The organism is Halomonas citrativorans (assembly GCF_014898005.1).
Classification (GTDB): Bacteria; Pseudomonadota; Gammaproteobacteria; order Pseudomonadales; family Halomonadaceae; genus Vreelandella; species Vreelandella citrativorans.
The window spans coordinates 35,141-56,063 of sequence record NZ_JABUYX010000002.1 but is presented as its reverse complement, the minus strand read 5'-3'; the positions used below and the strand labels follow the sequence as shown (position 1 = coordinate 56,063).

20 protein-coding genes are annotated in these 20,923 nt (G+C 57.1%); 7 read left to right on the top strand and 13 right to left on the bottom strand.

All coding sequences use genetic code 11. The features are described 5' to 3' along the window. Positions 1-30: 30 nt before the first annotated feature. A protein-coding gene (prfB, locus tag INT20_RS03355) for a peptide chain release factor 2 (protein WP_172118525.1) occupies positions 31-1,129 on the bottom strand; the annotation gives its coding sequence in 2 pieces (ribosomal slippage) (positions 31-1,053 and positions 1,055-1,129; 1,098 coding nt in all). Between prfB and INT20_RS03350 the strand changes: the two genes are divergently transcribed. After that, the gene (locus INT20_RS03350) at positions 1,128-1,298 is read left to right on the top strand and encodes a hypothetical protein (RefSeq protein ID WP_193055187.1); all 171 of its coding nucleotides are present in this window, start codon (positions 1,128-1,130) and stop codon (positions 1,296-1,298) included. The two genes, prfB and INT20_RS03350, sit on opposite strands and share 2 nt — an antisense overlap. An 84-nt stretch (positions 1,299-1,382) precedes the next feature. Here the strand turns inward: INT20_RS03350 and INT20_RS03345 are convergent, their stop codons facing one another. Beyond that, positions 1,383-2,735, bottom strand: a complete 1,353-nt coding sequence (locus INT20_RS03345; protein WP_193055186.1) for an OmpP1/FadL family transporter — start codon at positions 2,733-2,735, stop codon at positions 1,383-1,385. Between the two features lie 304 nt (positions 2,736-3,039). Here INT20_RS03345 and INT20_RS03340 point away from each other — a divergent pair, with 304 nt between their 5' ends. Continuing rightward, positions 3,040-3,468 carry a MerR family transcriptional regulator gene (locus INT20_RS03340; RefSeq protein WP_193055185.1) on the top strand — a complete coding sequence of 143 codons (429 nt, stop codon included), beginning with the start codon at positions 3,040-3,042 and terminating at the stop codon, positions 3,466-3,468. After that, positions 3,465-5,975: a heavy metal translocating P-type ATPase gene (locus tag INT20_RS03335; protein ID WP_226912031.1), complete on the top strand. Its 2,511-nt coding sequence runs from the start codon at positions 3,465-3,467 to the stop codon at positions 5,973-5,975. The genes INT20_RS03340 and INT20_RS03335 overlap by 4 nt, the downstream gene beginning before the upstream one ends. 73 nt (positions 5,976-6,048) lie before the next feature. Here the strand turns inward: INT20_RS03335 and INT20_RS03330 are convergent, their stop codons facing one another. The 11 genes from INT20_RS03330 to INT20_RS03280 all read right to left on the bottom strand — a co-directional run bounded on the left by INT20_RS03330 (position 6,049) and on the right by INT20_RS03280 (position 16,736). Then, complete coding sequence (locus INT20_RS03330; RefSeq protein WP_193055184.1) at positions 6,049-6,666, bottom strand: YitT family protein; 618 nt, start codon at positions 6,664-6,666, stop codon at positions 6,049-6,051. 69 nt (positions 6,667-6,735) lie between these two features. Next, positions 6,736-8,490, bottom strand: a complete 1,755-nt coding sequence (locus tag INT20_RS03325) for a single-stranded-DNA-specific exonuclease RecJ (protein ID WP_193055418.1) — start codon at positions 8,488-8,490, stop codon at positions 6,736-6,738. A 63-nt stretch (positions 8,491-8,553) separates the two neighbouring features. Then, positions 8,554-9,942: a threonine synthase gene (thrC, locus tag INT20_RS03320; RefSeq protein WP_193055183.1), complete on the bottom strand. Its 1,389-nt coding sequence runs from the start codon at positions 9,940-9,942 to the stop codon at positions 8,554-8,556. A 6-nt stretch (positions 9,943-9,948) separates the two neighbouring features. Then, positions 9,949-11,265, bottom strand: a complete 1,317-nt coding sequence (locus tag INT20_RS03315) for a homoserine dehydrogenase (RefSeq protein ID WP_172118532.1) — start codon at positions 11,263-11,265, stop codon at positions 9,949-9,951. A 209-nt stretch (positions 11,266-11,474) separates the two neighbouring features. After that, positions 11,475-12,266 (bottom strand): DsbC family protein, encoded by a 792-nt coding sequence (locus INT20_RS03310; RefSeq protein WP_172118533.1) that lies wholly within the window; start codon positions 12,264-12,266, stop codon positions 11,475-11,477. Beyond that, positions 12,241-13,122, bottom strand: coding sequence for a site-specific tyrosine recombinase XerD (gene xerD, locus INT20_RS03305; RefSeq protein ID WP_193055182.1), 882 nt, complete (start codon positions 13,120-13,122; stop codon positions 12,241-12,243). The genes INT20_RS03310 and xerD overlap by 26 nt, the downstream gene beginning before the upstream one ends. A gap of 138 nt (positions 13,123-13,260) precedes the next feature. After that, on the bottom strand, positions 13,261-13,617 hold the full coding sequence (rplS, locus tag INT20_RS03300) for a 50S ribosomal protein L19 (RefSeq protein WP_087110090.1): 357 nt from the start codon (positions 13,615-13,617) through the stop codon (positions 13,261-13,263). A 191-nt stretch (positions 13,618-13,808) separates the two neighbouring features. Next, on the bottom strand, positions 13,809-14,570 hold the full coding sequence (gene trmD / locus INT20_RS03295) for a tRNA (guanosine(37)-N1)-methyltransferase TrmD (protein WP_193055417.1): 762 nt from the start codon (positions 14,568-14,570) through the stop codon (positions 13,809-13,811). A 62-nt stretch (positions 14,571-14,632) separates the two neighbouring features. Next, entirely contained in the window at positions 14,633-15,178 is a 546-nt protein-coding gene (gene rimM / locus INT20_RS03290; RefSeq protein ID WP_172118535.1) for a ribosome maturation factor RimM, read from the bottom strand. Positions 15,179-15,223: 45 nt separating this feature from the next. After that, positions 15,224-15,472, bottom strand: coding sequence for a 30S ribosomal protein S16 (gene rpsP, locus INT20_RS03285; protein WP_009724081.1), 249 nt, complete (start codon positions 15,470-15,472; stop codon positions 15,224-15,226). Between the two features lie 274 nt (positions 15,473-15,746). Further along, on the bottom strand, positions 15,747-16,736 hold the full coding sequence (locus INT20_RS03280) for a LacI family DNA-binding transcriptional regulator (RefSeq protein ID WP_193055181.1): 990 nt from the start codon (positions 16,734-16,736) through the stop codon (positions 15,747-15,749). Positions 16,737-16,947: 211 nt separating this feature from the next. Between INT20_RS03280 and INT20_RS03275 the strand changes: the two genes are divergently transcribed. From INT20_RS03275 to INT20_RS03260, 4 genes are all read left to right on the top strand, one after another. Next, entirely contained in the window at positions 16,948-17,988 is a 1,041-nt protein-coding gene (locus tag INT20_RS03275) for an ABC transporter ATP-binding protein (RefSeq protein WP_193055180.1), read from the top strand. Next, positions 17,985-19,118 carry an extracellular solute-binding protein gene (locus INT20_RS03270; protein WP_193055179.1) on the top strand — a complete coding sequence of 378 codons (1,134 nt, stop codon included), beginning with the start codon at positions 17,985-17,987 and terminating at the stop codon, positions 19,116-19,118. Before INT20_RS03275 ends, INT20_RS03270 begins: the two co-directional genes overlap by 4 nt. 100 nt (positions 19,119-19,218) lie before the next feature. Continuing rightward, a complete protein-coding gene (locus INT20_RS03265; protein WP_226912030.1) occupies positions 19,219-20,100 on the top strand; it encodes an ABC transporter permease in 882 nt (293 codons plus the stop codon). Beyond that, positions 20,097-20,909, top strand: a complete 813-nt coding sequence (locus tag INT20_RS03260; protein ID WP_193055178.1) for an ABC transporter permease — start codon at positions 20,097-20,099, stop codon at positions 20,907-20,909. The genes INT20_RS03265 and INT20_RS03260 overlap by 4 nt, the downstream gene beginning before the upstream one ends. Positions 20,910-20,923 lie beyond the last annotated feature (14 nt).

The window sequence follows — 20,923 nt, the reverse complement described above, 5'->3', positions numbered from 1 at the left end:
CACCCTATTCATGTTCGAACGCTAAAAAGATTACAAACCCTGCTTGAGACTGGCGACGATAAACTGGTCCAGGTCGCCGTCGAGTACCTTGTCACAGTTGCTGGACTGCACGCCGGTGCGCAAATCCTTGATACGCTGGTCATCAAGCACGTAAGAGCGAATCTGGCTGCCCCAGCCGATATCGGCCTTGGAGTCTTCCGCTTCCTGCTTGGCGGCATTACGCTTTTGCATTTCATGCTCCCAGAGCCTCGCCTTTAACTGCTTCATGGCGAAGTCACGGTTGGCATGCTGGCTACGCTGGTTCTGGCAAGCCACCACAATACCGGTAGGTTCGTGGGTAATCCGCACCGCTGAGTCGGTGGTATTAACGTGCTGACCGCCCGCACCGCTGGAGCGATACGTATCAACGCGCAGGTCCGAAGGGTTAATATCAACCTCGAAACTGTCATCAACTTCCGGGGACATGAATACCGACGCAAACGACGTATGACGACGGCCGCCGGAGTCGAACGGGCTTTTACGCACCAGCCGGTGAACACCGGTTTCAGTACGCAGCCAACCGAACGCATAGTCGCCCTGAACATGCAGCGAGGCCGACTTGATACCTGCGACTTCGCCTGCGGAAATTTCGGTTATTTCAGCCTTGAACCCGTGACTTTCTGCCCAGCGCAGATACATGCGCAGCAGAATATTGGCCCAGTCCTGCGCTTCCGTACCGCCCGAACCGGATTGAATATCCAGGTAGGCGTTATTTTCATCCATTTCGCCGGAGAACATGCGACGAAATTCGAGCTTTTCAAGCGCGACCTGAAGGCCATCAAGCTCTTGGCGCACTTCTTCAACCGTGTCCTCATCCTCTTCCATCTCGGCGAGTTCCAGAAGGTCGCGGCTGTCGCCAAGGCCTTGGTCCAGTTCGTCGATGGTTGCCACAATGGCTTCCAGGGAAGAGCGCTCTTTACCCAGCTTTTGTGCGTAGTCCGGGTCGTTCCAGACATTCGGGTCTTCGAGCTCGCGAGAGACTTCTTCTAGCCGATCTTTACGCTCGGCATAGTCAAAGATACCCCCTAAGAACGTCTGTCCGCTCAGACAGGTCCTTGATCTGGTTATGTATCGGGTTGGTTTCCAACATGGATCGCCCTGGCCTTGGTCAATATGACATGGTTCAAAAGAAAGACGCGCCGCTGTGGCATCTTGGCTTGATGATTCCAAGCCAGCACCACAGCGGCGAAATTCTGAAAACCCATTGTAACGAAACCTGGCGTTTCTCGCATCCACTCGCCATGACGACGAATGCCTGAACCCGGCGAGTGTCGGGTTCAGGAGTAGAGCTACCGATTTAACGCGTGAGAAACGTATTTCACCAAGACGCCTAAAACATCGGCTTAAAAACGATAGGTTAGCTGAGCACCGAAACCGTGGGCTTCGTTTTTATAGCCGGCGGAGTAGGTAGATGTAATGGGAGGTGTCTGCTGTCCAGCCACAGTGAAGCTATCCGTCTTTGTTTGATCCACTTGGGTTGAGCGCTCGGTTAGATAAGAGTAAGCGAAATCAAGCGTTAGGTCCGGTGTAGGGCTCCAGCCAGCACCCAGCGAGAAGATACGCCGGTCATCAGAAGGAATACGCACACTGCGTGTCGTATCCTGCGTTGGTGTAAAGTCCAGCGCTACCCCTGCTCGCAACGCCAGTTCAGGTGTCAACTGGTACTCGCCGCCGGTGGAGAATGCCCAGGCATTGGAATAATTTTGCTGTTCGTTAGTGATCTCTTCACGCTCAGTGCCGGTAACAAGGATTTGATCAAAGCGACTCCAGCGAGCCCAGGAAGCCCCAAACATGAGTTTGAGGTTGTCGCTCATTTGCTGGGTTATCGAGAAGTTAACCGTCTCAGGCGTAGTCAAGTCCAGTGCAGCCGTATCCGTTACGGTTCCAATACCTAACTGATCAAGCACAGGGGAGCTTGCGGAAAAGCTACCGTCCAAATTGAAGTCAACTTTTGAGCGATACGTTAAACCAAACGTGGTTTCAGGCACCGGTTGGTAAATCACCCCCAGGTTATATCCCCATGCATCATCATCGCCTTCAACACGTGAATCCACCTCAGTAACGATCGGAGCCCCATTAGCTGCCTGCCCAACCGCAACGGGCACCTGTCGGTGCAGTTCGCCATCAACGCGGTTATAGGTAATCCCCAACCCGACGCCCCACTGCTCGTTAAAGCGGTAGGAGACGGTTGGCTGGGCAGTCATTACCTTCACCTCCGTATAATTCCCCTGGTTACGCCCCTCGAAACCACCTTCATACTCTGTTTTTGAACCAAACGGTGCATATACGCCGAAACCAAACGCTAACTGCTCATTGACCGGTTGTGCATAAAAAGCAAAAGGAACCAGCGTACCGGGCACCATGTCACCTTCATTGGTTCCTTCTACTGATCCCAAAGGCAGTGAGCCCGCAGGCGTTTCCAAAGAACGCCCAGAGGTAGCATTATTGACGTCAGTATTGACATGAAGATAGGTGCCCCCCACCGTGATCTGCGCACGATCAAGGAACGACATACCTGCCGGGTTACCGTACACAATAGAGGCATCGTGTACGTTAGAGCTGCGCCCAGCATGACCATAGCCTTGGCCGCTAACGCTTTGCTCGTTAATTTGATAACCGCCAGCGTGTGCCTGGCTTGCAAAGACAGCAGCTGAAACCGCAGCTGCTAGAGTGAGCTTATTAAATTTATTATACATGGTTGGCCTCTTGTCCCGATGATCCTGTGGATGGCGACATCCGCTGGTACTGTTTTTATAGCGTAGGCATACACTTCAGTTTTCGCCCAATGTGGCCTTTGGTTCAAGGGCAAACGAGCGTTTTATTTTGTTTTTCGCTCATACATTAGTCGTACGACCGTTTTAAATCATTGTTTTGTTCGTTTTAAGCCCTTTTTAGAGAATTATTGAACAGTCCTTCTTGACCTGCGTGTCACCCATAGGTTTTACACTACGTGCATTCCCACCGTTTACTAACAGCGGACAAAAACGTAAGGAGTGCGCGATGAAAGTCAGCGAGCTTGCCAAACAGGGCGGTGTAACGGCAGAGACAGTGCGCCACTACACCCGCGAAGGCTTACTTCTCCCGAGCCGCCATCCAGATAACGGCTATCAGCTTTTCTCAAGCACCGACCTTGAGCGGCTGCACTTTATTCAGCGTGCACGCAAGCTGGGGTTTAGCGTAGCGGAGATACGCGACATTCTCCTGCATGCCGACCAGGGCGACTCGCCCTGCCCGCTGGTGCGCGACCTGCTCGCCAGCCGCCTGCCGCAGATCCGTACACGGATTGCCGAACTTGAAGCGCTGGCCCAGCGCATGGAGCAGGCGCTGGAAAGCTGGGAGCACATGCCAGACGGCACACCTGATGGGCATAGCGTGTGCCGCCTTATTGAAAGCTTTCCCGATGAGCCCTCTTCCAGGGAGGCCTTATGAACGACACAACCACTCCACGTCATACGGTTTTCCGTACGGTAGGTGGCATGAGCTGCCAGGGCTGCGTTAAGCGGATGCGCGAGGCGATTCAGGCAGAAGACCCAGCGGCTGAGGTAGTGGGCATCCTGGCTGAAAAACGCCTTGAAGTTACTACAAGTCTGGACGATAGCCGCCTGAACACGGCGCTGGAAAAAGCCGGCTACCCGGCCAGCAGCGAACCCGACTCGCCGACAGTGCCTGAATCCCCGCCAGAGGCAACTGAGGTACCGGCCACGACTGGCACCAACCTACGCTTGGCAATTAGCGGCATGACCTGTGCCAGCTGCGTTAAAAGCGTTCAGAATGCACTGAAAAACACCCAAGGGGTGGAAGCCGCCAGCGTTAACTTCGCGACCCACACCGCCCAAGTGGTGGGCAGTGCCGATGCGCAAGCCCTTATCAACGCAGTCTCCTCAGCGGGCTACACGGCGGAGCCGATTGTGGATATGCGTGAAGCCGAGCGCGTTCGCGCCGAGCAGGATGCCACCACCTATCGGCAGCGGCTGCGGGGCAGTGTCATCGCGCTGGCATTGGCCATTCCCCTGATGCTCAGCATGTTTATCTATCATCCCCACGTTATGGGCCTGGGCCGGGTTTACTGGCTGGTGATTGGCCTCTTGACCCTGGGCGTGCTTGCCTTTCCCGGGCGCCACTTTTTTGTCAATGCGTGGAAGAATCTCAAACGCCACCAGGCCAATATGGATACATTGGTGGCGATGGGTACGGGCACCGCTTGGCTCTATTCCATGGCGGTGGTGCTGTTTGCACCCTGGTTGCCTGAAATAGCTCAGGGGATCTACTTTGAAGCCTCAGCGATGGTGATTGGGCTTATCCTGCTGGGTAACGCCATGGAGCTTCGCGCCCGTGGGCGTACCAGCAACGCGCTAAAGCGCCTGCTTGATTTGCAAAGCCGCACGGCACGCGTCATTCGCGACGGCCAGGAGCAGGAAATAGACGTGGATGAGGTTCGTGAAGGCGACCAACTCCGCGTGCGCCCCGGCGAGCGCTTACCTGTTGATGGCGAAGTCACCGAAGGCCAGAGCCATATTGATGAATCCATGTTGACCGGTGAGCCGCTGGCCGTCAGCAAGCAATCCGGAGATGACGTCAGCGCAGGCACGGTCAATGGCCAAGGCGGGCTGGTGTATCGCGCGACCCGCGTGGGCCGCGATACCCGGCTTGGGCAAATCACCGAGCAGGTCGCCAGCGCCCAGAATTCGCGCCCACCAATTGGTGAACTGGCGGATAAAGTATCGAGCATCTTCGTGCCGTCCGTCATCATTATTGCCGTACTGGCGGCACTTGCGTGGTTTAACGTCGGCCCTGAGCCACGCGTGATTCATATGCTAGTGGCGGCCACCACCGTGCTGATTATTGCCTGCCCCTGCGCGCTGGGCCTTGCCACCCCCATTTCCACCATGATTGGCGTGGGCAAGGCCGCCGAACAGGGCGTGCTGGTAAGAAGCGGCGAAGCGCTACAAACCGCCAGCAAGCTCACCACGCTGGTGGTGGATAAAACCGGCACGCTCACCGAAGGCAAACCCAGTGTCACCGATGCACAGCTGTTTGGCATGGATCAAACCACTGCGCTGGGCCTGGTTCATGCCCTAGAGCGCGGTTCTGAGCATCCGCTGGCAACAGCCCTTATCGCTTACGCGGATGCGCAGGGCGCCGCGCCTGCTGAGATTCAAGGGTTTGAAAGTGTTACAGGCGGTGGCGTAAAAGCCGAAACCCGCGATGGCAAAGCGCTGCTGTTGGGCAATGCGCGCCTGCTTGAGGCTGCCGGGGTTGACCTTTCATTTGCCCAGCAAGCGGTTAACACGCTACAACACAAGGCGCGTACGCTGGTATATCTGGCAGTGGATAATCAGCTAGCGGCGCTCTTCGGGATTAGCGACCCACTACGTCACGATGCCGTCGCGGCCGTTAAGCGCTTGCAGCAGGATGGCCTGAACGTGGTCATGCTGACCGGCGATAACCAGCATAGCGCCGCGGCGATTGCCCGCGAAGTGGGCATTACAACGTTCAAAGCGGGCCTGACACCCGAGGACAAGCACGCCGAGATTGAGCGCTTACAAAAGGCAGGCGAAATCGTCGGCATGGTGGGCGACGGTATTAACGATGCCCCGGCGCTGGCGCGCGCTAACGTCGGCTTTGCGATTGGTCAGGGAACGGATATTGCCATGGAAAGCGCGGGGATCACCCTCATGCGTGGATCACTTCACGGCGTGGCCTCAGCGATTGAAATCAGCCGCGCCACGCTTGCCAACATCAAGCAGAACCTGGTGGGCGCCTTTGGTTATAACGTGCTGTGCATCCCGGTTGCGGCAGGCTTGCTCTACCCGGTGACCGGCATGCTGCTTTCACCGATTATCGCCGGGGTCGCCATGTCGCTCTCCTCCATCACCGTGGTGAGTAACGCCAATCGCCTACGATTCTGGAAGCCCGCTCAACAGGAGGTCTCATGAGCTTTTTGGTTAACGCGGCAGGCCTGGGGCTCATTGCCCTGGTCGTTTGGTGGTTCTGGCTTAGCTAAACACGCTAGCTCACGCCGATATATCGCCCGGGCTTATGGTTAAGGGCGATAATCAAGTTCAACGTCAGCGCCCCCAGCACCGAGTAGCCAACGCGGTCTAACGGTAGCTGGGTAAGCGCTACTAGCAAAATCACCCCATCGATGCCTAGCTGCACATAGCCCGCCCGCAGGCCGTGGCGGTCCTGCAGGTAGAGCGCCAGAATGTTGATGCCGCCCAGGCTTGTACGGTGGCGAAACAGCATCAGCATGCCAATGCCCATCAATGCCCCGCCCATGAGTGCCGCATAGAGCGAAGGCACGCTTTCAAACTGCACCCAGCGCTGGGTTAGTTCAGAAAACAGCGACACCAGACCAATGGCAATAAAGGTACGCAGCGTAAAGCTCCACCCCATACGCTTGATCGCCAGGTAGTAAAACGGCAGGTTGATGGCAAAAAACCACAGCCCAAACCCCCACTGCGTCACGTAATTAAGCAGCAGCGCCAAGCCCGCAGTGCTGCCAGTTAGCAGCACCGCTTGGGTATAAAAGGTAACGCCCAAGGCAACGAAGAACGTGCCCAGCAGCATCGCCATTACATCCTCATAGAGGCGGTGCGGGTCCTTGGGTAAATCGTCCACGCGCATTTTTAAACGCCCTTATGAAGTGTGCTGGGGTGATGAACAGGGTTAATGAACCGGGTTGATGAAAGCGTTTTAAACTGCGCTTGCGTGCTCAACCATCAACTGCAACGACTCCCGCCCCCGCCAGCGGTTACGGTTAAGCTTGTAAGCGCAGTGCAGCGTGTCGCCGATGGCGAACGCGGGCAGCTCACCTGGCGTTAAGGCACGAAACCAGATTGCTTTACAGGTGATGGCACCCATGGAGAGCTCAAGCATCAAGTGCGCGCCATCGGCACCCACTGGGCGCAGCGCTTCGACGATAAAACGCCCTTCAAAAAGCGGTGCGTCAAATTCACGCCCATAGGGCCCCAGCGCGTCGATCTCCTCAAGCGTGGCAAGAGAGAGCTGCGCAGTAGAAAGCTCGCCGTCCGTCCATAGCCTGGGATAGAGCGAACGCCCCTCCAACAGCTCCGCTACGGCTTTGAGAAACGCCTGTTTAAACACGTCCAGCTGTTCGCGGGGAACGCCCACCCCAGCGGCCCCGCTGTGCCCGCCAAAGCGTGGCAGCGCCTCTGGGGCCAGCTCAAAAGTACGCTGCAACGCATCGCGCAGGTGCAAGCCATCGATTGAGCGCCCGGAGCCGGTGAGCATATTGGGTGCCGCCGCCTGCGTCAGCACCAGCGCAGGGCGCCCGTAAGACTGCACCAGCCGGGAGGCCACAATGCCTTGAACGCCGGGGTGGCCATCTTCCAGAAACACCACCACAGCAGGCTCATCGGCTAACAGCGCACTGGCGGCCAGCGCCCGTGCCTCTTCGGCCATATCAGCCTCAATCGCCTTACGCGACTGGTTATCCTGATCCAGCACTTCCAACTGACGATTAGCGACAGCGTCGCTCTCGGCCAGCATGAAATGCAGCGCGGCGTAAGGGTCATCCAGCCGCGAGCGCGCATTGATCCGCGGGCCCATCTGGAAGGCCAGGGTTTCGGCGTTGAACGGCACGCTGTCCGCCCCCAAGCGCGCGGCCATGGCGCGCCAGCAGGCGGCGTCCATGCGGTTGATCAGAGTTAATCCATAGCTCACCACGGCGCGGTTAGCGGGGCTTCCGCCCAGCGACACGCAGTCCGCCACGGTGCCCAGCGCCACATAGGAGAGCCACGGCGAAAGTTTGGGCGTAGCCTCGGGCAAGGCCCCCCACTCCACCAATACGCCACGTGCCAACGACATCAACAGCCACGCCACCATGCACCCGGCGATGGTTTTATCCGGATAAGTGCAATCGTCACGTGTGGGATTTACGCAGGCGTAAGCCGAAACGGGCGGGCCTTCCAATGGCAACGCGTGGTGATCACTGACCACCACGTCAATGCCTGCCGCTTTGAGTCGCGCGATACGTGGCTCGTCGCTGCTTCCGCAGTCGGCGGTAATCACCAGGGTCGGGAATGGCTTAAGCGCCAGCGTGCGCTCAACCAACGGCAAGCTGATCCCGTAGCCATCGTGAATACGGTGGCCAATCAGGCTATGCAGCTTGTGCTCGGGCACACCAAACAGCTCAACTAGCGTGCGGCGAATAACCACGTGGGAGGTAATCCCATCCACATCGTAATCGGTCAGAATCCCGATGGATTCACCCTCCGCAACCGCCTGAGCAATACGCTCGGCAGCGCGGCGCCCATCGGCAAGCTTTTCCGGGTGAGCCAGATAGCGCAGGCTAGGCGTTACCAGCGGGGCAAGCTCGCCCTGATAGCCGGGCAGCCGTGAGGCGAGAAGGCGCGCCTGAAGCTCGCTCAAGCCTTGTGCCTGGGCACGGGCGTAGACAGCCTCGTCCAGCGGACGAGGCTCCAACATTAGCTGCGTGGTGTGCTGAGGTGTAACAGGCGGATTGGCATCTGGCAAAGCAGTCATCATGTGTTAACGACGGTTATCCGCCACAAACTGCTGTACGGCGCTCAGCTCAGCTGGCAATACCGTGTAGCGCTCTTCACGCTCCAGCAAATCATCCATATGCGTGGGCAGCGGTACGCCCTGGAAGCCTGCTTTCACCACCGCTTCAGCAAACTTGGCCGGGTGTGCGGTGGCAAGCGTTATCATTGGCGTTGAGTGATCAGCGCGCACTCGCTCAGCAGCGCGGTAGCCCGTGGCGGTATGCGGGTCGAGCATTTCACCAGTACGATGATGCGCTTCGCGAATGACGTCCAGAATGGTCGCATCGTCCACACTAAAACTTGAGAACTTCTCACGCAGCTTGGCAAGCGGCGCATCGGCAAGTGCGGTGGGCTCTTGCTGAAAGCGCTCCAGCAGTGCCGCCACGGCCGCACCATCGCGCTCATAGGCGTCAAACAGAAGACGCTCGAAGTTCGACGACACCACGATATCCATGGAAGGCGCGAGCGTTGCCTCAAGTTCCTTCTTGGAAAAGTCGTTGGCGGCCAACGTGCGGTGCAGAATGTCGTTGGAGTTGGTGGCAATGATGAACTGCTTGACCGGCAGCCCCATTTTGTACGCCATGTAGCCCGCAAACACGTTGCCAAAATTGGCCGACGGCACGCAGAAGCTGACCTCGCGATGCGGTGCCCCCAGCGCGACACCCGCCGCTACGTAGTAAACGATCTGAGCCATGATGCGCGCCCAGTTAATCGAATTGACCGCCACCAGGCGCGTGCCGTTCAGAAAGTCCTGATTGGCAAAACTTGCCTTGACCATGGCTTGAGCGTCGTCAAAATTGCCTTCGATAGCAATATTGAAGACGTTATCGGCCAACACCGAGGTCATCTGGCGGCGCTGCACTTCGGACACCCGCTGGTGCGGATGCAGGATAAAGATATCCAGGTTGTCGCAGTGGCGGCAGCCTTCAATCGCCGCCGACCCGGTATCACCCGAGGTGGCGCCCATGATCACCGCGCGCTCGCCGCGCTTTTTCAAAAAGTGATCAAGCAGGCGGCCAAGCAGCTGTAGCGCGACGTCTTTAAATGCCAGCGTCGGGCCATGGAACTGCTCAAGCAGGAAGTGATTGGCGTCGAGCTGCTTGAGCGGCACCACCGCATCGTGAGTGAAGGTGGCATACGCGTCGGTCACGATGGTGCGGAAAGTGTCGTCGTCAATCTCGCCGTTCACAAACGGCTTCATAACGCGAAAAGCAATCTCAGCGTAAGAGAGCCCGGCCATATCGGCCAGCGCTTCTTTCGAGAGGGTGGGCAGCTCTTCCGGCACGTAAAGGCCGCCGTCGCTGGCCATACCGGTTAGTACGACTTCTTCAAAGGAGAGCGCGGGCGCCTGCCCACGCGTACTGATATAGCGCATAGTGGGTTACTCCCCTTCGCTCAGGCTTTCCACGCGGATGCGTGTCACCGGTCCGGCGATATCGGCCATCGCTTCGATTTCACGAATTGCTTCGTTCATCTGCTTCTCTTTGGTGCGGTGCGTCAGCAGAATAATCGGCACCAGCTCGCCTTCGGTTGCCTCTTTCTGGATCAGTGCCTCAATAGAGATGCCCTGCTCCGAAAGAATGGTGGCTACGCGCGCCAGTACACCAGGGCGATCCACCGCCAACAGGCGCAGATAATACGCCGTAATGATGTCTTCCATCGGCATAATCGGCAGTTGGCTGACATCTTCATCAATACCGCTGAACGCCAAATAGGGCACGCGATAGTGGTGGGCAGTTGTAATATCACGAGCTACATCCAACACATCAGCAACCACGGCGGAAGCCGTTGGTTCAGCACCCGCACCGGCACCGTAGTAAAGCGTGGGGCCTACCGCGTCACCCATGATGGCAATGGCGTTTTTGACGCCATGCACATTGGCTAGCAAACGCTCTTTGGGGATCAACGTGGGGTGAACGCGTAGCTCAAGCCCCTGGTCGGTACGCTTGGAAATACCCAAGTGCTTAATAACGTAGCCCAGGTTATCGGCCTGCTCGACATCTTCAGCGGTAATCCGTGAAATACCTTCGGTGAAGGCTCTTTCAAACTGAAGCGGTACGCCGTAAGCAATCGAGGCCAGAATGGTCAGCTTGTGCGCCGCATCGATACCTTCCACGTCAAACGTGGGGTCGGCTTCGGCGTAACCCAGTGCCTGCGCTTCGGCAAGCACGTCTTCAAAGGCTCGGCCTTCGTCGCGCATGTGCGTCAGAATAAAGTTGCCGGTGCCGTTAATGATGCCGGCCACCCACTCAATGCGGTTGGCACCCAAGCCTTCACGCAGCGATTTGATAACCGGAATACCGCCTGCAACGGCGGCTTCAAAGGCGACAATAACGCCCTTTTCATGGGCGGCTTTGAATATCTCGTTACCGTGAACAGCAATCAACGCCTTGTTGGCAGTAACCACGTGTTTGCCATTGGCAATCGCGGTGAGTACCAATTCACGCGCCATGTCATAGCCGCCAATCAGCTCGACCAGCACATCAACGTTAGGGTTAGTTGCCACCTCGAAAACATCGGTGGTTGCGTTAATACCGGTAATATCGCAGTCAGGGTGAATACTGCGATGAGCCACCTGCTCAATCACAATAGGGCGGCCTGCACGGCGTGCAATATCATCCGCGTTGCGCGTCAATACATTGAACGTGCCGCCGCCAACCGTGCCTAGCCCACAAATGCCTACTCTTACCGGTTTCAAAATACATCCCCTTTCGTGGTGGGCGCCCTTGGCGCCTGGTCTTAAATTCAGTGTCTCAGCGTCACCGCTCGTTAACGGTGCTCTCTATTGGTGGGCACTTGTTGGGCGTGCCTATTGCTATGTTTCTGTTGCTACGTTTCTGTTGCCAGGCGCCTGCTTCAAAGCGCCTGCTTCAAAGCGCCTGCTTCAAAGCGCCTGCCAGATCAGGCTTAGACGTCGCCCAAGCCTAACATGACGGCAAGCCTTTCTGGCGGTACATAGCCTGGTACCATTTGGCCATCGGGCAGAATAATCGCGGGCGTGCCCTGTACACCCAGCGCCATACCCAGCTCATACTGTTCAGCCACCGGGTTATCGCAATCCGAAGGACCCGATAACGGCTGGCGCTGCTGGGCACGGGTCATCGCTTCACTACGATTATCCGAACACCACGCTTGCTGCATGGAGGTCGCCGCATCGCTGCCCATACCCGCCCGTGGGAATGCTAAATAGTGTACCGCAATCCCGCGCTCATTAAGCTCAGGCACGGCTTCGTGAAGACGCTCACAGTAGGGGCAAGTGGGGTCGGTGAATACTACCACGGTGGCTTTTGGCTCATCGACACCGCGATACACAACGCGCTCAGACTCGGGGATGCTTGCCAGTGCCGCAACACGCTCCTGATTTTTGGACTGCTCGGTTAAATTGACCAGCCCCGTCTCGGCATTTTCGAAAAGATCACCCACCAAAAAGTGGCTGCCATCGGCGTTGGTGTAAAACGACTCGCCGCTTTCCAAGCGCACGTGGTAAATGCCTTCCATCGGAGTCGTCGTTACGTGCTCAACCGGCATCGGCTGACCATTAACGCTCAGCGACTCACTCAGTCGTTGCGTGACGGCATCTGCGTGAGCGGCGACCGGCAAAACGCTGGCGATGGCGAGCGTGAGTAATGCCGTGCGTAAAGAAGGAGTAACCGTACGTTGACGCATTCTATCTTCAACCTCGCGGATGGTGTTCGGCATGTAAATGCTCCAAGCGGGCTTGGGCAACATGCGTATAAATTTGAGTCGTAGATAAATCGCTGTGGCCTAACAGCAGCTGTACGACCCGTAAATTGGCCCCATGATTCAATAAATGTGTCGCAAAAGCATGCCGCAGCGTATGCGGAGATAACGGACGCGAGATACCAGCCGTGATGGCATGCGCTTTTACACGGTGCCAGAAGGTCTGTCGCGTCATGGCTTTATCATGGCGCCCTGGAAAAAGCGCTGGCCTGGTCGGGTCGCTCATTAGCGCAGGTCTGGCCGTTTTCATATAGTGCGCAAGCCAATCTGCTGCTTCCTCCCCCATGGGCACCAAGCGGTCTTTATCCCCCTTACCGCGCACACGCACCACATTTTGGCGCAGGTTCACCGCATCGCCGGTTAACGACACAAGCTCCGACACGCGCAGCCCACAGGCATACAGCAGCTCCAGCATGGTGCGGTCGCGCACGCCCAGCGGTGTATCAACATCAGGCGCCATCAGCAGGCGCTCAACCTCCGCCTCTTCCAGCGTATTGGGCAGGCCTGGCTGCACTCTGGGAAGCTTAACATCCACCAGCGGGTCGCTAACCACATGCCCGTGTAAGCGTGCCCAGCGATAAAAACTTCTAAGGCTTGATAACAGCCGGGCGTTGCTTCGCAGTTGATAGCCTTGCTCTCGGCGGGCACCCAACCATACGGGAAGCCGCTGCCCCGTGGGAGACAATATATCCTCACCTTCTGCTACCAGATAGTGCTGCCACGCGGTTAAATCGCGCCGATAGGCGGCTAACGTATGATCACTGGCGCCTTGCTCTAACCATAGGGCGTCCAAGAAAGCATCAATGACGCTCATACGTTAATCGTCTCCTGCTGAGTATATGAACACATAAACAAAACCCCGCCCCGCAAAGCGGTGACGGGGTTCTTGTATCCGGTGCGACACGTGCCCAAGACGTACGTCAAGAACAGTGCGCGCCCGAGAAAGCGTCGCTTAGGACAGCTTTTCTTTGATACGTGCTGACTTACCGCTACGCTCACGCAGGTAGTACAGCTTGGCTTGACGCACGTCACCACGACGCTTGACTTCAAGAGAGTCAACCAGCGGGCTGTAGGTCTGGAAAGTACGCTCAACGCCAACACCGTGAGAAATTTTACGTACGGTGAAAGCGGAGTTCAGACCACGGTTACGCTTGGCAATAACAACACCTTCAAACGCCTGCAGACGCTCGCGGGTGCCTTCCTTAACTTTTACTTGAACGATAATGGTGTCGCCCGGCGCAAAAGAAGGAATCTCTTTGCCCATCTGCTCGTTTTCGATCGCCTGGATCACCTTGTTCTTGCTGCTCATCTTCATACTCCTAAATAACGGAATGGTTTGCCACGCAGTTGTGGAAGGGGCAAACCGTGATCCCGGCGCTCGAATCGAGCCACACGGGAGTCGTTATGGGTGACACAGGTCCGTAGGCTTGCCGTCAATATGTAGACGACGTGCCCTTTCCGTCCTGCACCGCCGCTCTGCACCAAGTCGTTGAAAATAACCTACTTGGCAGACAGAGCGTGTTCCTCGATAAACTCGTTCAGCAACTGCTGTTGCTCAGCATTAAGCGCGCGCCCTTCTAACAGGTCGGGACGGCGCTGCCATGTGCGGCCTAACGACTGCTTCAACCGCCAGCGCTTGATGGCTGCATGATTACCGCTTAGTAGCACATCCGGCACCTGGCGCCCGTCGATACTTTCTGGACGGGTATAGTGCGGGCAGTCCAAAAGACCGTCATTAAACGAGTCTTCGATAGCGGAGTCCTGATGCCCCAATACACCGGGAACCAACCTCGCCGCTGCGTCAATCAGCACCATGGCGGGCAGCTCACCGCCGCTCAGCACATAGTCGCCAATCGACCACTCTTCATCGATGTCACTCTCCACCACACGCTCATCAATCCCTTCATAGCGCCCTGCCACCACCACAAGGGGGCCAGCAGCGGCTAATGCCTGAGCGCCTTTTTGATCAAGCTTACGCCCCTGGGGCGAAAGATAGATCACCGTAGGCACCTGGCCGGTGGCTTGATGTGCCCGCTCACGGGCATCGTGGATAGCGCCACGGAGTGTATCGACTTTCATCAACATACCCGGGCCGCCGCCATAAGGGCGGTCATCCACACTGCGATGGCGGTCGGTGGCGTAATCTCGCGGGTTCCAGAACTCCAGGCTAATACGTTGCTTCTCTATCGCCCGACCTACTACGCCCTGTTGGGTGAGTGCATCGAACATTTCAGGAAACAACGATACTACGCCGATCCACATAGCGGGCGTATCCACATCATTGCCAAGCACCGCTGTTTGCACATCGGCCGCTTCGTCATTGATCAAAACTCAGGGTCCCAGTTAACGACCATACGGCCATCTTCAAGGCTGATTTCGACAATCACGTCATCAGGCAAAAACGGGAGTAGCCGCTCGCGTTTGTCGATCGCGTCGTCATCGCCGCGAACCACCATGACATCGTTGGCGCCGGTTTCAAACAGGTAGCTTACCCGTCCTAACCGCTCGCCGGCTTGAGTGAAGACAGCCAAGCCTTCAAGCTCATGCCAGTAATACTCATCGGCTGCCAGTGTAGGCAGTGCATCTTTGGGCAGTAAAATATCCGCTTGCGCCAGTGCTTCAGCGGCATTGCGGTCATCCACGCCTTTAATCTGCACAACAAGGCCTTTACCTTGCCGACGTCCCTGAACAATGGTCATTCGCGTCAGGGTTTCCCCTTGGCGCACCCACCATTCGGGATAATCCAAAATGCTGTCCATGGGGCTGGTGTAAGAATACACCTTGAGCCAACCCTGCACCCCGTGGGGGCTAGTCAGCTTGCCTAACACCACATGCGTGTCGTCAGTTTGGCTTGTTTCAAAACGCGTCATCGACGACCTCAACGTACAGCAGTCCAGACTCTACCGTGAACAGACTTACGCCTGTTTACGCGCTTCTTTAACCAGCTCAGCAACACGACCAGACAACTGGGCGCCTTGGCTCTGCCAGTGAGTAACACGCTCTAGATCAACGCGCAGACGCTCTTCCTGACCACGGGCAACCGGGTTGAAGAAGCCGATACGCTCGATGAAACGGCCGTCACGGGCGTTACGCGAGTCAGTAACAGTCAGGTGATAAAAGGGACGCTTCTTGGCGCCACCACGTGCCAAACGAATGGTAACCATACGATAACTATCCTTCGGTTGAGGTTACGAGAGTGGAAAATAGCGCAAACCGCCACCAGAACACTCATCATACTGTTTTCTTGATACGCGGCTCACTTGAAGATAAGTGGCTGCTTTGTACCATTTTAGGCCTTCACAACCGGATGTGGCGGCAATGCTTACACATATTTTGCCAACACCCACGCATGAAGAGGCCGCATTCTACGCAAATGCGCCCTGATTGGAAAGCCTGACAGCCAGAAAACTCACAATACGTCAACCACTGCATTAACGGCTAAGCACTGACACGCTCAACAAGTGTCACGCCAACTCTCACGACCTGCGTGGCGCGCGTAGGCGTCTTTACTCTTGCTTCAAGCAGGCGCAGTGCTTCAAGAGCCGTTTCCTGTACCGGGTTACGCACCGTCGTTAAAGGGCAGCGCCCCCAAGCAGCGCCTGGAACATCGTCAAACCCCGTAACCGCTATCTCATCCGGCACCCGCATACCGCGCTGTGCAGCGGCTTCGACAACGCCCAGCGCCATGGCATCGTTGGCGCAGATAATTGCATCCAATGACTGTCCTGCATCCAGCAGCGCCAGCCCTTCATTCAGCCCACTTTGCAGCGAGAAATCTCCCCGGTGCACGGCCATTAACGCCAAGCCGTGGTGGCTCAGCGCCTGCTCGACGCCCAGCCTGCGCTCCTGGTCAGAAAACGTATCCTCAGTGCCGCCCAACCAGGCAATCCGTCGGCGCCCTTGCTGGACCAACCGGTCCACCAGCAAATGCATACCTTTTATATTGTCGCAACACACGGCATCAGCCCCACTGCTTTCCAGCACGCGTCCAATCAATACCAGCGGCGCCCCTGAAGCCCGGCAGCGGTCGGCGATCTCGCGACTCACCGAGCCTGCCGCCACAATAGCCCCCTCAACCTGATAGGCCAGCGCATGGTCGATCACCTCGGTGACGTTACCGCCGCGCAACGCTGGCAATAGTAGCGGCTGATAGCCACGGGAGCTGAGCTCAAACACCAAATGCTCAAGTAGCCAAGCCTCATAAGGACGCGATATCTCTCCGGCCACCACCGCGATCAATCCAGTGCTACGCCCCGTCAGCCCCCGAGCGATAAGATTGGGCCGATAACCCAGCGCCTGAGCCACGGCTAAAACGTGTTCGCGCTTTTTTGCCGACACCGACGCTCCGGGTGTAAAAGCGCGTGAGACCATGGCGCGCGATACGCCTGCCGCTTGGGCTACATCATCGGCGGTTACGCGTATCGGCATGCGCCAGCGCCTCGGGTGTTTTTCAACATGATGACCGCTCAATCAACAAGATAATTCCGCCATCCTAGCACCCCTTGGTTGCCTTTTAAGCGTTTTAAAATGTACATCAAAGCGTCATCAACGCCTCGTAAAATCACCTTATTAAAGTTTTGCACGCGCGTTCAAAAATTACGCTTGTTATCCGTCTTCTACCTTTTATGGAGCCCCGAGAATGAGCACCGAGGCATTGACGCTCAATGACGTGACGATTGACCTCAGGCAGAAACGCATTCTGGAAAACATCCATCTTGATGTCGCGCCAGGAAGCTTCACCTGCCTGCTGGGTCCATCCGGCGGCGGAAAAACGACGCTGCTGCGCGCCATTGCTGGCTTCACACCTCTAAGCCGTGGCGACATACGTTTAGGCAAACGGTCTATCACTCATCTGCCGCCTGAAAAACGCCAGACCGCCATGGTGTTTCAGTCCTACGCGCTCTGGCCGCATATGAGTGTGGGGGAAAACCTTGGCTACCCGCTGAAACTGCGCGGCGTCCCTCGCGAGGAGCGCGCCCGAAAAGTTGCCGCCATGCTGGAGCGCATGGAGCTTGGTGGTTTTGAAAGCCGTGCGGTCACGCAACTCTCTGGCGGCCAGCGCCAGCGTATCGCCCTGGGGCGTGCGCTCATTATTGACCCACCTTTATTACTGCTCGATGAGCCACTTTCCAACCTGGATGCCGCGATTCGGCGCAGCCTGCGCAGCGAACTGCGCCGCCTACAGAAGTCGCTGGGCATTACCACCATCATGGTGACCCACGACCAGGAAGAAGCGCTCCAAATGGCCGACCAGATCGTCCTGATGCGCGGAGGCCATGTCGTGCAGGTAGCGCCACCCCAAACGCTTTATCACCAGCCGGCTGACGTGGCCGCCGCACGCTTTTTGGGTGTGGATAACACCGTTGCTCGGCAAGCCTCGGACCCCGCGATGGCCTCTGCTGCCACCACATTTGGCTTTCGTACGCGTGACGCCTTGATCAATGTCCCCCAGCATCCTGCGATGCTGACGCGTAAAGGGCGGGTTACTGACTGCGTTTATACCGGCGATGGCTATCAAATATCGCTTTGTGCCGAACAGGCTGAGCTTTGTGCTACGTCGGCCACTCCTATTGCTCCGGGTACCTTTGCCGTTGTTCAGGTACCGCAATCGGCCCTGATCCCTTTTGGGCCGGACGATCGGCATCTGCCGCCACTTGATCGACAAGAGGATATTGCATGAAACCCTTCGCCCTTACGCTCAGCCTGATCGCCAGCGCCATCACTGCGCCCGCCATGGCCGCCACAACGCTTAACGTGTTTACGGCAGGCGACGACAACATGGTCGAGTACATTAATGAATTTCTCGCTCCTCGCTTTGAAGCCATGCATCCGGATGTCACCGTCCGCGCCATGGGCACCGGCCCCGGCGATGCGGGTAGCCAAGCTATTTACGAAACCCTAAGCGCTCAGCGTGATAAAGAGACGTGGGGCGTCGACGTTGCAGTCATCCACCAGCGCATGGCCGGGCAGATGGTGGAAGAAGGTTTACTAAGCACCTATACCGGCGCGCTTGAAACCGGTGATTTGGTCAGCGCGGATAGCGCGCGTAATGCGCTGGGCGTTGATGTCGAAGGCTATGTTATGCCGATGTTTCAGAGCCAGATTGCCATCGCCTATAACCCGGCCCTTTTAGAACAGCCGCCGGAAAGCTACGCAGCGCTTGCCGACTGGGTTGAGGAGAACCCCGACCAGTTTGGCTATAACGGCATCACCGGCGGCATGGCAGGCGTAGGCTTTGTCTTCGGCTGGATGTACGCCTTTACTGATATGGCCGACACGCTGCAAAACGGCCCTTGGGAAGAGGGCGCGTCTGAGCGCTGGACAACAGCACTTGATCAGCTGCGTACTTTTAACCAGCACGTCACCCTGACACCCGGCAATGCGGGCACCATGGACGCCATGAACCGCGGCGAAATCGCCATGGGTCCGGTGTGGATGGACATGTACTACACCTGGATGGCCGATGGTCGCCTCAACCCCGATTTCCGCCTGCTACTGCTCGAACCCGGCATGCCCGGCCAGCCGATGTACTACGCGATTCCTGAGCGCGCAGAGCATGCTGAGTTGGCGGCTGAATTCATTGCTTTGGCAACGAGTCCTGAGGTACAGGCTGAAGGTATTGTCGGCACGTTTAACTGGTTCCCCGGTATTGATGCCGAACACGTTCGCAGTGAACTGAGCGACGAACAGTGGGCTCAGCTCTATGCTGACGTATCGCCAGAGACACTTGCTGAACGTGGCCGCTCCATGCCGCAAGCGGGCTACTTCCGTGCCATTCTCGAAGCCTATGAAAGCCACGTCAGCCGCTAAGCGCTGGACGATCAAGCGCTCGATGATGACGCTTTGATGATAAGGCATTGATGATCACTACAGGGGGGCCGTCGCGCCCCCTTCACTGTGGAAAGCGTTTATGACGACTTCGCCCTCTTCAACCTATCTCATGGCAATGCCTGGCAAGCGGTTCCCACGAATAAGCCTGGGTATCTTGCTGGTGCTGCCCGCGCTAACCGCGATTACGCTGCTCTATGCGCTGCCCTTGCTACGCTCACTGGTGACAGCTTTTCGTAGCAGTGATGGCGGCTGGACTACCGACCACCTCGTTCGCGCCTTTTCGCTTTATGGCCGCGACGTGCTTTTTTCTATCGGCGTCGTATCAGCAGCACTTGCGCTCATCGCCGTTATCTCCATTGCGATTTCAGGTTATCTGGTGCTGAGCAGCACGCCCTGGGCCGTTCGCTTATTGCGCTGGCTCTACCGCTGGCCGCTGTTTATTCCGTTCGTGGTAAGTGGTCAGATTGCCCGCTCATTTTTATCGACCAACGGCATGATGAACGGCGTACTGATCGAAACTGGCCTAATGATGCCCGAGAGCGCGCAGAGCTTTTTGGATTGGCGAGGATTAGTGCTGACCTTTGCCTGGAAACAGATCCCGTTTGTGACGCTTCTCTTGGCCGGTGCCATGGCCGCGATTGACCGCAGCCATATTGAAGCCGCCCGCAACATGGGCGCGAGCCGCCTGCGCTGCCTTTTCGGTATTATCCTGCCTCAGGCAGCGCCCACCCTCTGGGTCGGGTTGATTCTGTCGCTGGTCGCGATGCTTTCGGTCCTCTCGGTACCGATGATGCTGATTGCCGGTAACCCCACCATGATGACCTCAATGATGGCCCATCGAATCACGTACTACGGTGACTACGGCGTCGCCAATGCGCTGGGGCTGTTCTCCTACGCGTTAACGGCGGTAACCGCATGGATCTATTTGCGTCTGACCCTGCGCCGCGAGGTGACCTCATGAGTATCACCCGAGCACTTTCGCCGATAGGGCTGGGCCTTTTACTGGGCGTGGTTGCCTTTATTATTTTCGGGCCGCTGTTGAATCTTGCTCTTTGGGCCTTTGCCGAGCAGTGGTTTTACCCGAATCGACTGCCTACTGGCTGGGGCTTTTCCTTTTGGGAGCGCGTGTTCCGCCCACGTGCCGGCGCTTGGACATCGCTTTTCAATACCGTACTGGTTGCCTTTTCCGCCGTTATACTTTCAATGGCGCTGGCCATTCCTGCAGGCTACGCCTTGGCACGTCAGGCGTTACCCGCGCGTAATGTGATTATGCTGTTTTTTTTATTGCCCCAGGCATTTCCCAATCTGCCGATTTTCGTCAATATCGCCGCCATTTTTTATCAGTGGGGGCTCAACGGCACGTTAATTGGCGTAGTGCTGGTGCATTCGCTTCCGGGCCTTGTATATGCCGTTTGGATCGCGACCGCCGCATTCTCTACGGTGGACCGCTCGCTGGAAGAAGCCGCCCGCAACCTGGGCGCCTCTCCGCTGCGTACGTTTGCCGGTATCACCCTGCCCCAGGCGCTACCTGGCCTGCTTGCCGCGTCCATCTTCGTATTCCTCGACAGCATTGATGAGTTCACTGGGACGTTTTTTGTCGGCGCACCGGAAATCACCACGCTGCCACTGTTGATGTTTAACGCCTCCATGGGTGGCAACTATCAGGTGGCGGCCATCACCGCGTTGATTTTGCTGATCCCATCGGTCGGCTTCATGTTGGTCATCGAGCGTTTTCTAAAAGCCGATGTCCTGTCACGCGTGGGCCGTTAACGGCCCGCGTCACG

Excerpts from the sequence above, each read along its gene's own strand:
- INT20_RS03350 (WP_193055187.1), top strand. The coding sequence starts at position 1,128 with ATGGATCGCCCTGGCCTTGGTCAATATGACATGGTTCAAAAGAAAGAC.
- INT20_RS03345 (WP_193055186.1), bottom strand. The coding sequence starts at position 2,735 with ATGTATAATAAATTTAATAAGCTCACTCTAGCAGCTGCGGTTTCAGCT.
- INT20_RS03340 (WP_193055185.1), top strand. The coding sequence starts at position 3,040 with ATGAAAGTCAGCGAGCTTGCCAAACAGGGCGGTGTAACGGCAGAGACA.
- INT20_RS03335 (WP_226912031.1), top strand. The coding sequence starts at position 3,465 with ATGAACGACACAACCACTCCACGTCATACGGTTTTCCGTACGGTAGGT.
- INT20_RS03330 (WP_193055184.1), bottom strand. The coding sequence starts at position 6,666 with ATGCGCGTGGACGATTTACCCAAGGACCCGCACCGCCTCTATGAGGAT.
- INT20_RS03325 (WP_193055418.1), bottom strand. The coding sequence starts at position 8,490 with ATGTTGGAGCCTCGTCCGCTGGACGAGGCTGTCTACGCCCGTGCCCAG.
- thrC (WP_193055183.1), bottom strand. The coding sequence starts at position 9,942 with ATGCGCTATATCAGTACGCGTGGGCAGGCGCCCGCGCTCTCCTTTGAA.
- INT20_RS03310 (WP_172118533.1), bottom strand. The coding sequence starts at position 12,266 with ATGCCGAACACCATCCGCGAGGTTGAAGATAGAATGCGTCAACGTACG.
- xerD (WP_193055182.1), bottom strand. The coding sequence starts at position 13,122 with ATGAGCGTCATTGATGCTTTCTTGGACGCCCTATGGTTAGAGCAAGGC.
- rplS (WP_087110090.1), bottom strand. The coding sequence starts at position 13,617 with ATGAGCAGCAAGAACAAGGTGATCCAGGCGATCGAAAACGAGCAGATG.
- trmD (WP_193055417.1), bottom strand. The coding sequence starts at position 14,570 with ATGTGGATCGGCGTAGTATCGTTGTTTCCTGAAATGTTCGATGCACTC.
- rimM (WP_172118535.1), bottom strand. The coding sequence starts at position 15,178 with ATGACGCGTTTTGAAACAAGCCAAACTGACGACACGCATGTGGTGTTA.
- rpsP (WP_009724081.1), bottom strand. The coding sequence starts at position 15,472 with ATGGTTACCATTCGTTTGGCACGTGGTGGCGCCAAGAAGCGTCCCTTT.
- INT20_RS03280 (WP_193055181.1), bottom strand. The coding sequence starts at position 16,736 with ATGCCGATACGCGTAACCGCCGATGATGTAGCCCAAGCGGCAGGCGTA.
- INT20_RS03275 (WP_193055180.1), top strand. The coding sequence starts at position 16,948 with ATGAGCACCGAGGCATTGACGCTCAATGACGTGACGATTGACCTCAGG.
- INT20_RS03270 (WP_193055179.1), top strand. The coding sequence starts at position 17,985 with ATGAAACCCTTCGCCCTTACGCTCAGCCTGATCGCCAGCGCCATCACT.
- INT20_RS03265 (WP_226912030.1), top strand. The coding sequence starts at position 19,219 with ATGACGACTTCGCCCTCTTCAACCTATCTCATGGCAATGCCTGGCAAG.
- INT20_RS03260 (WP_193055178.1), top strand. The coding sequence starts at position 20,097 with ATGAGTATCACCCGAGCACTTTCGCCGATAGGGCTGGGCCTTTTACTG.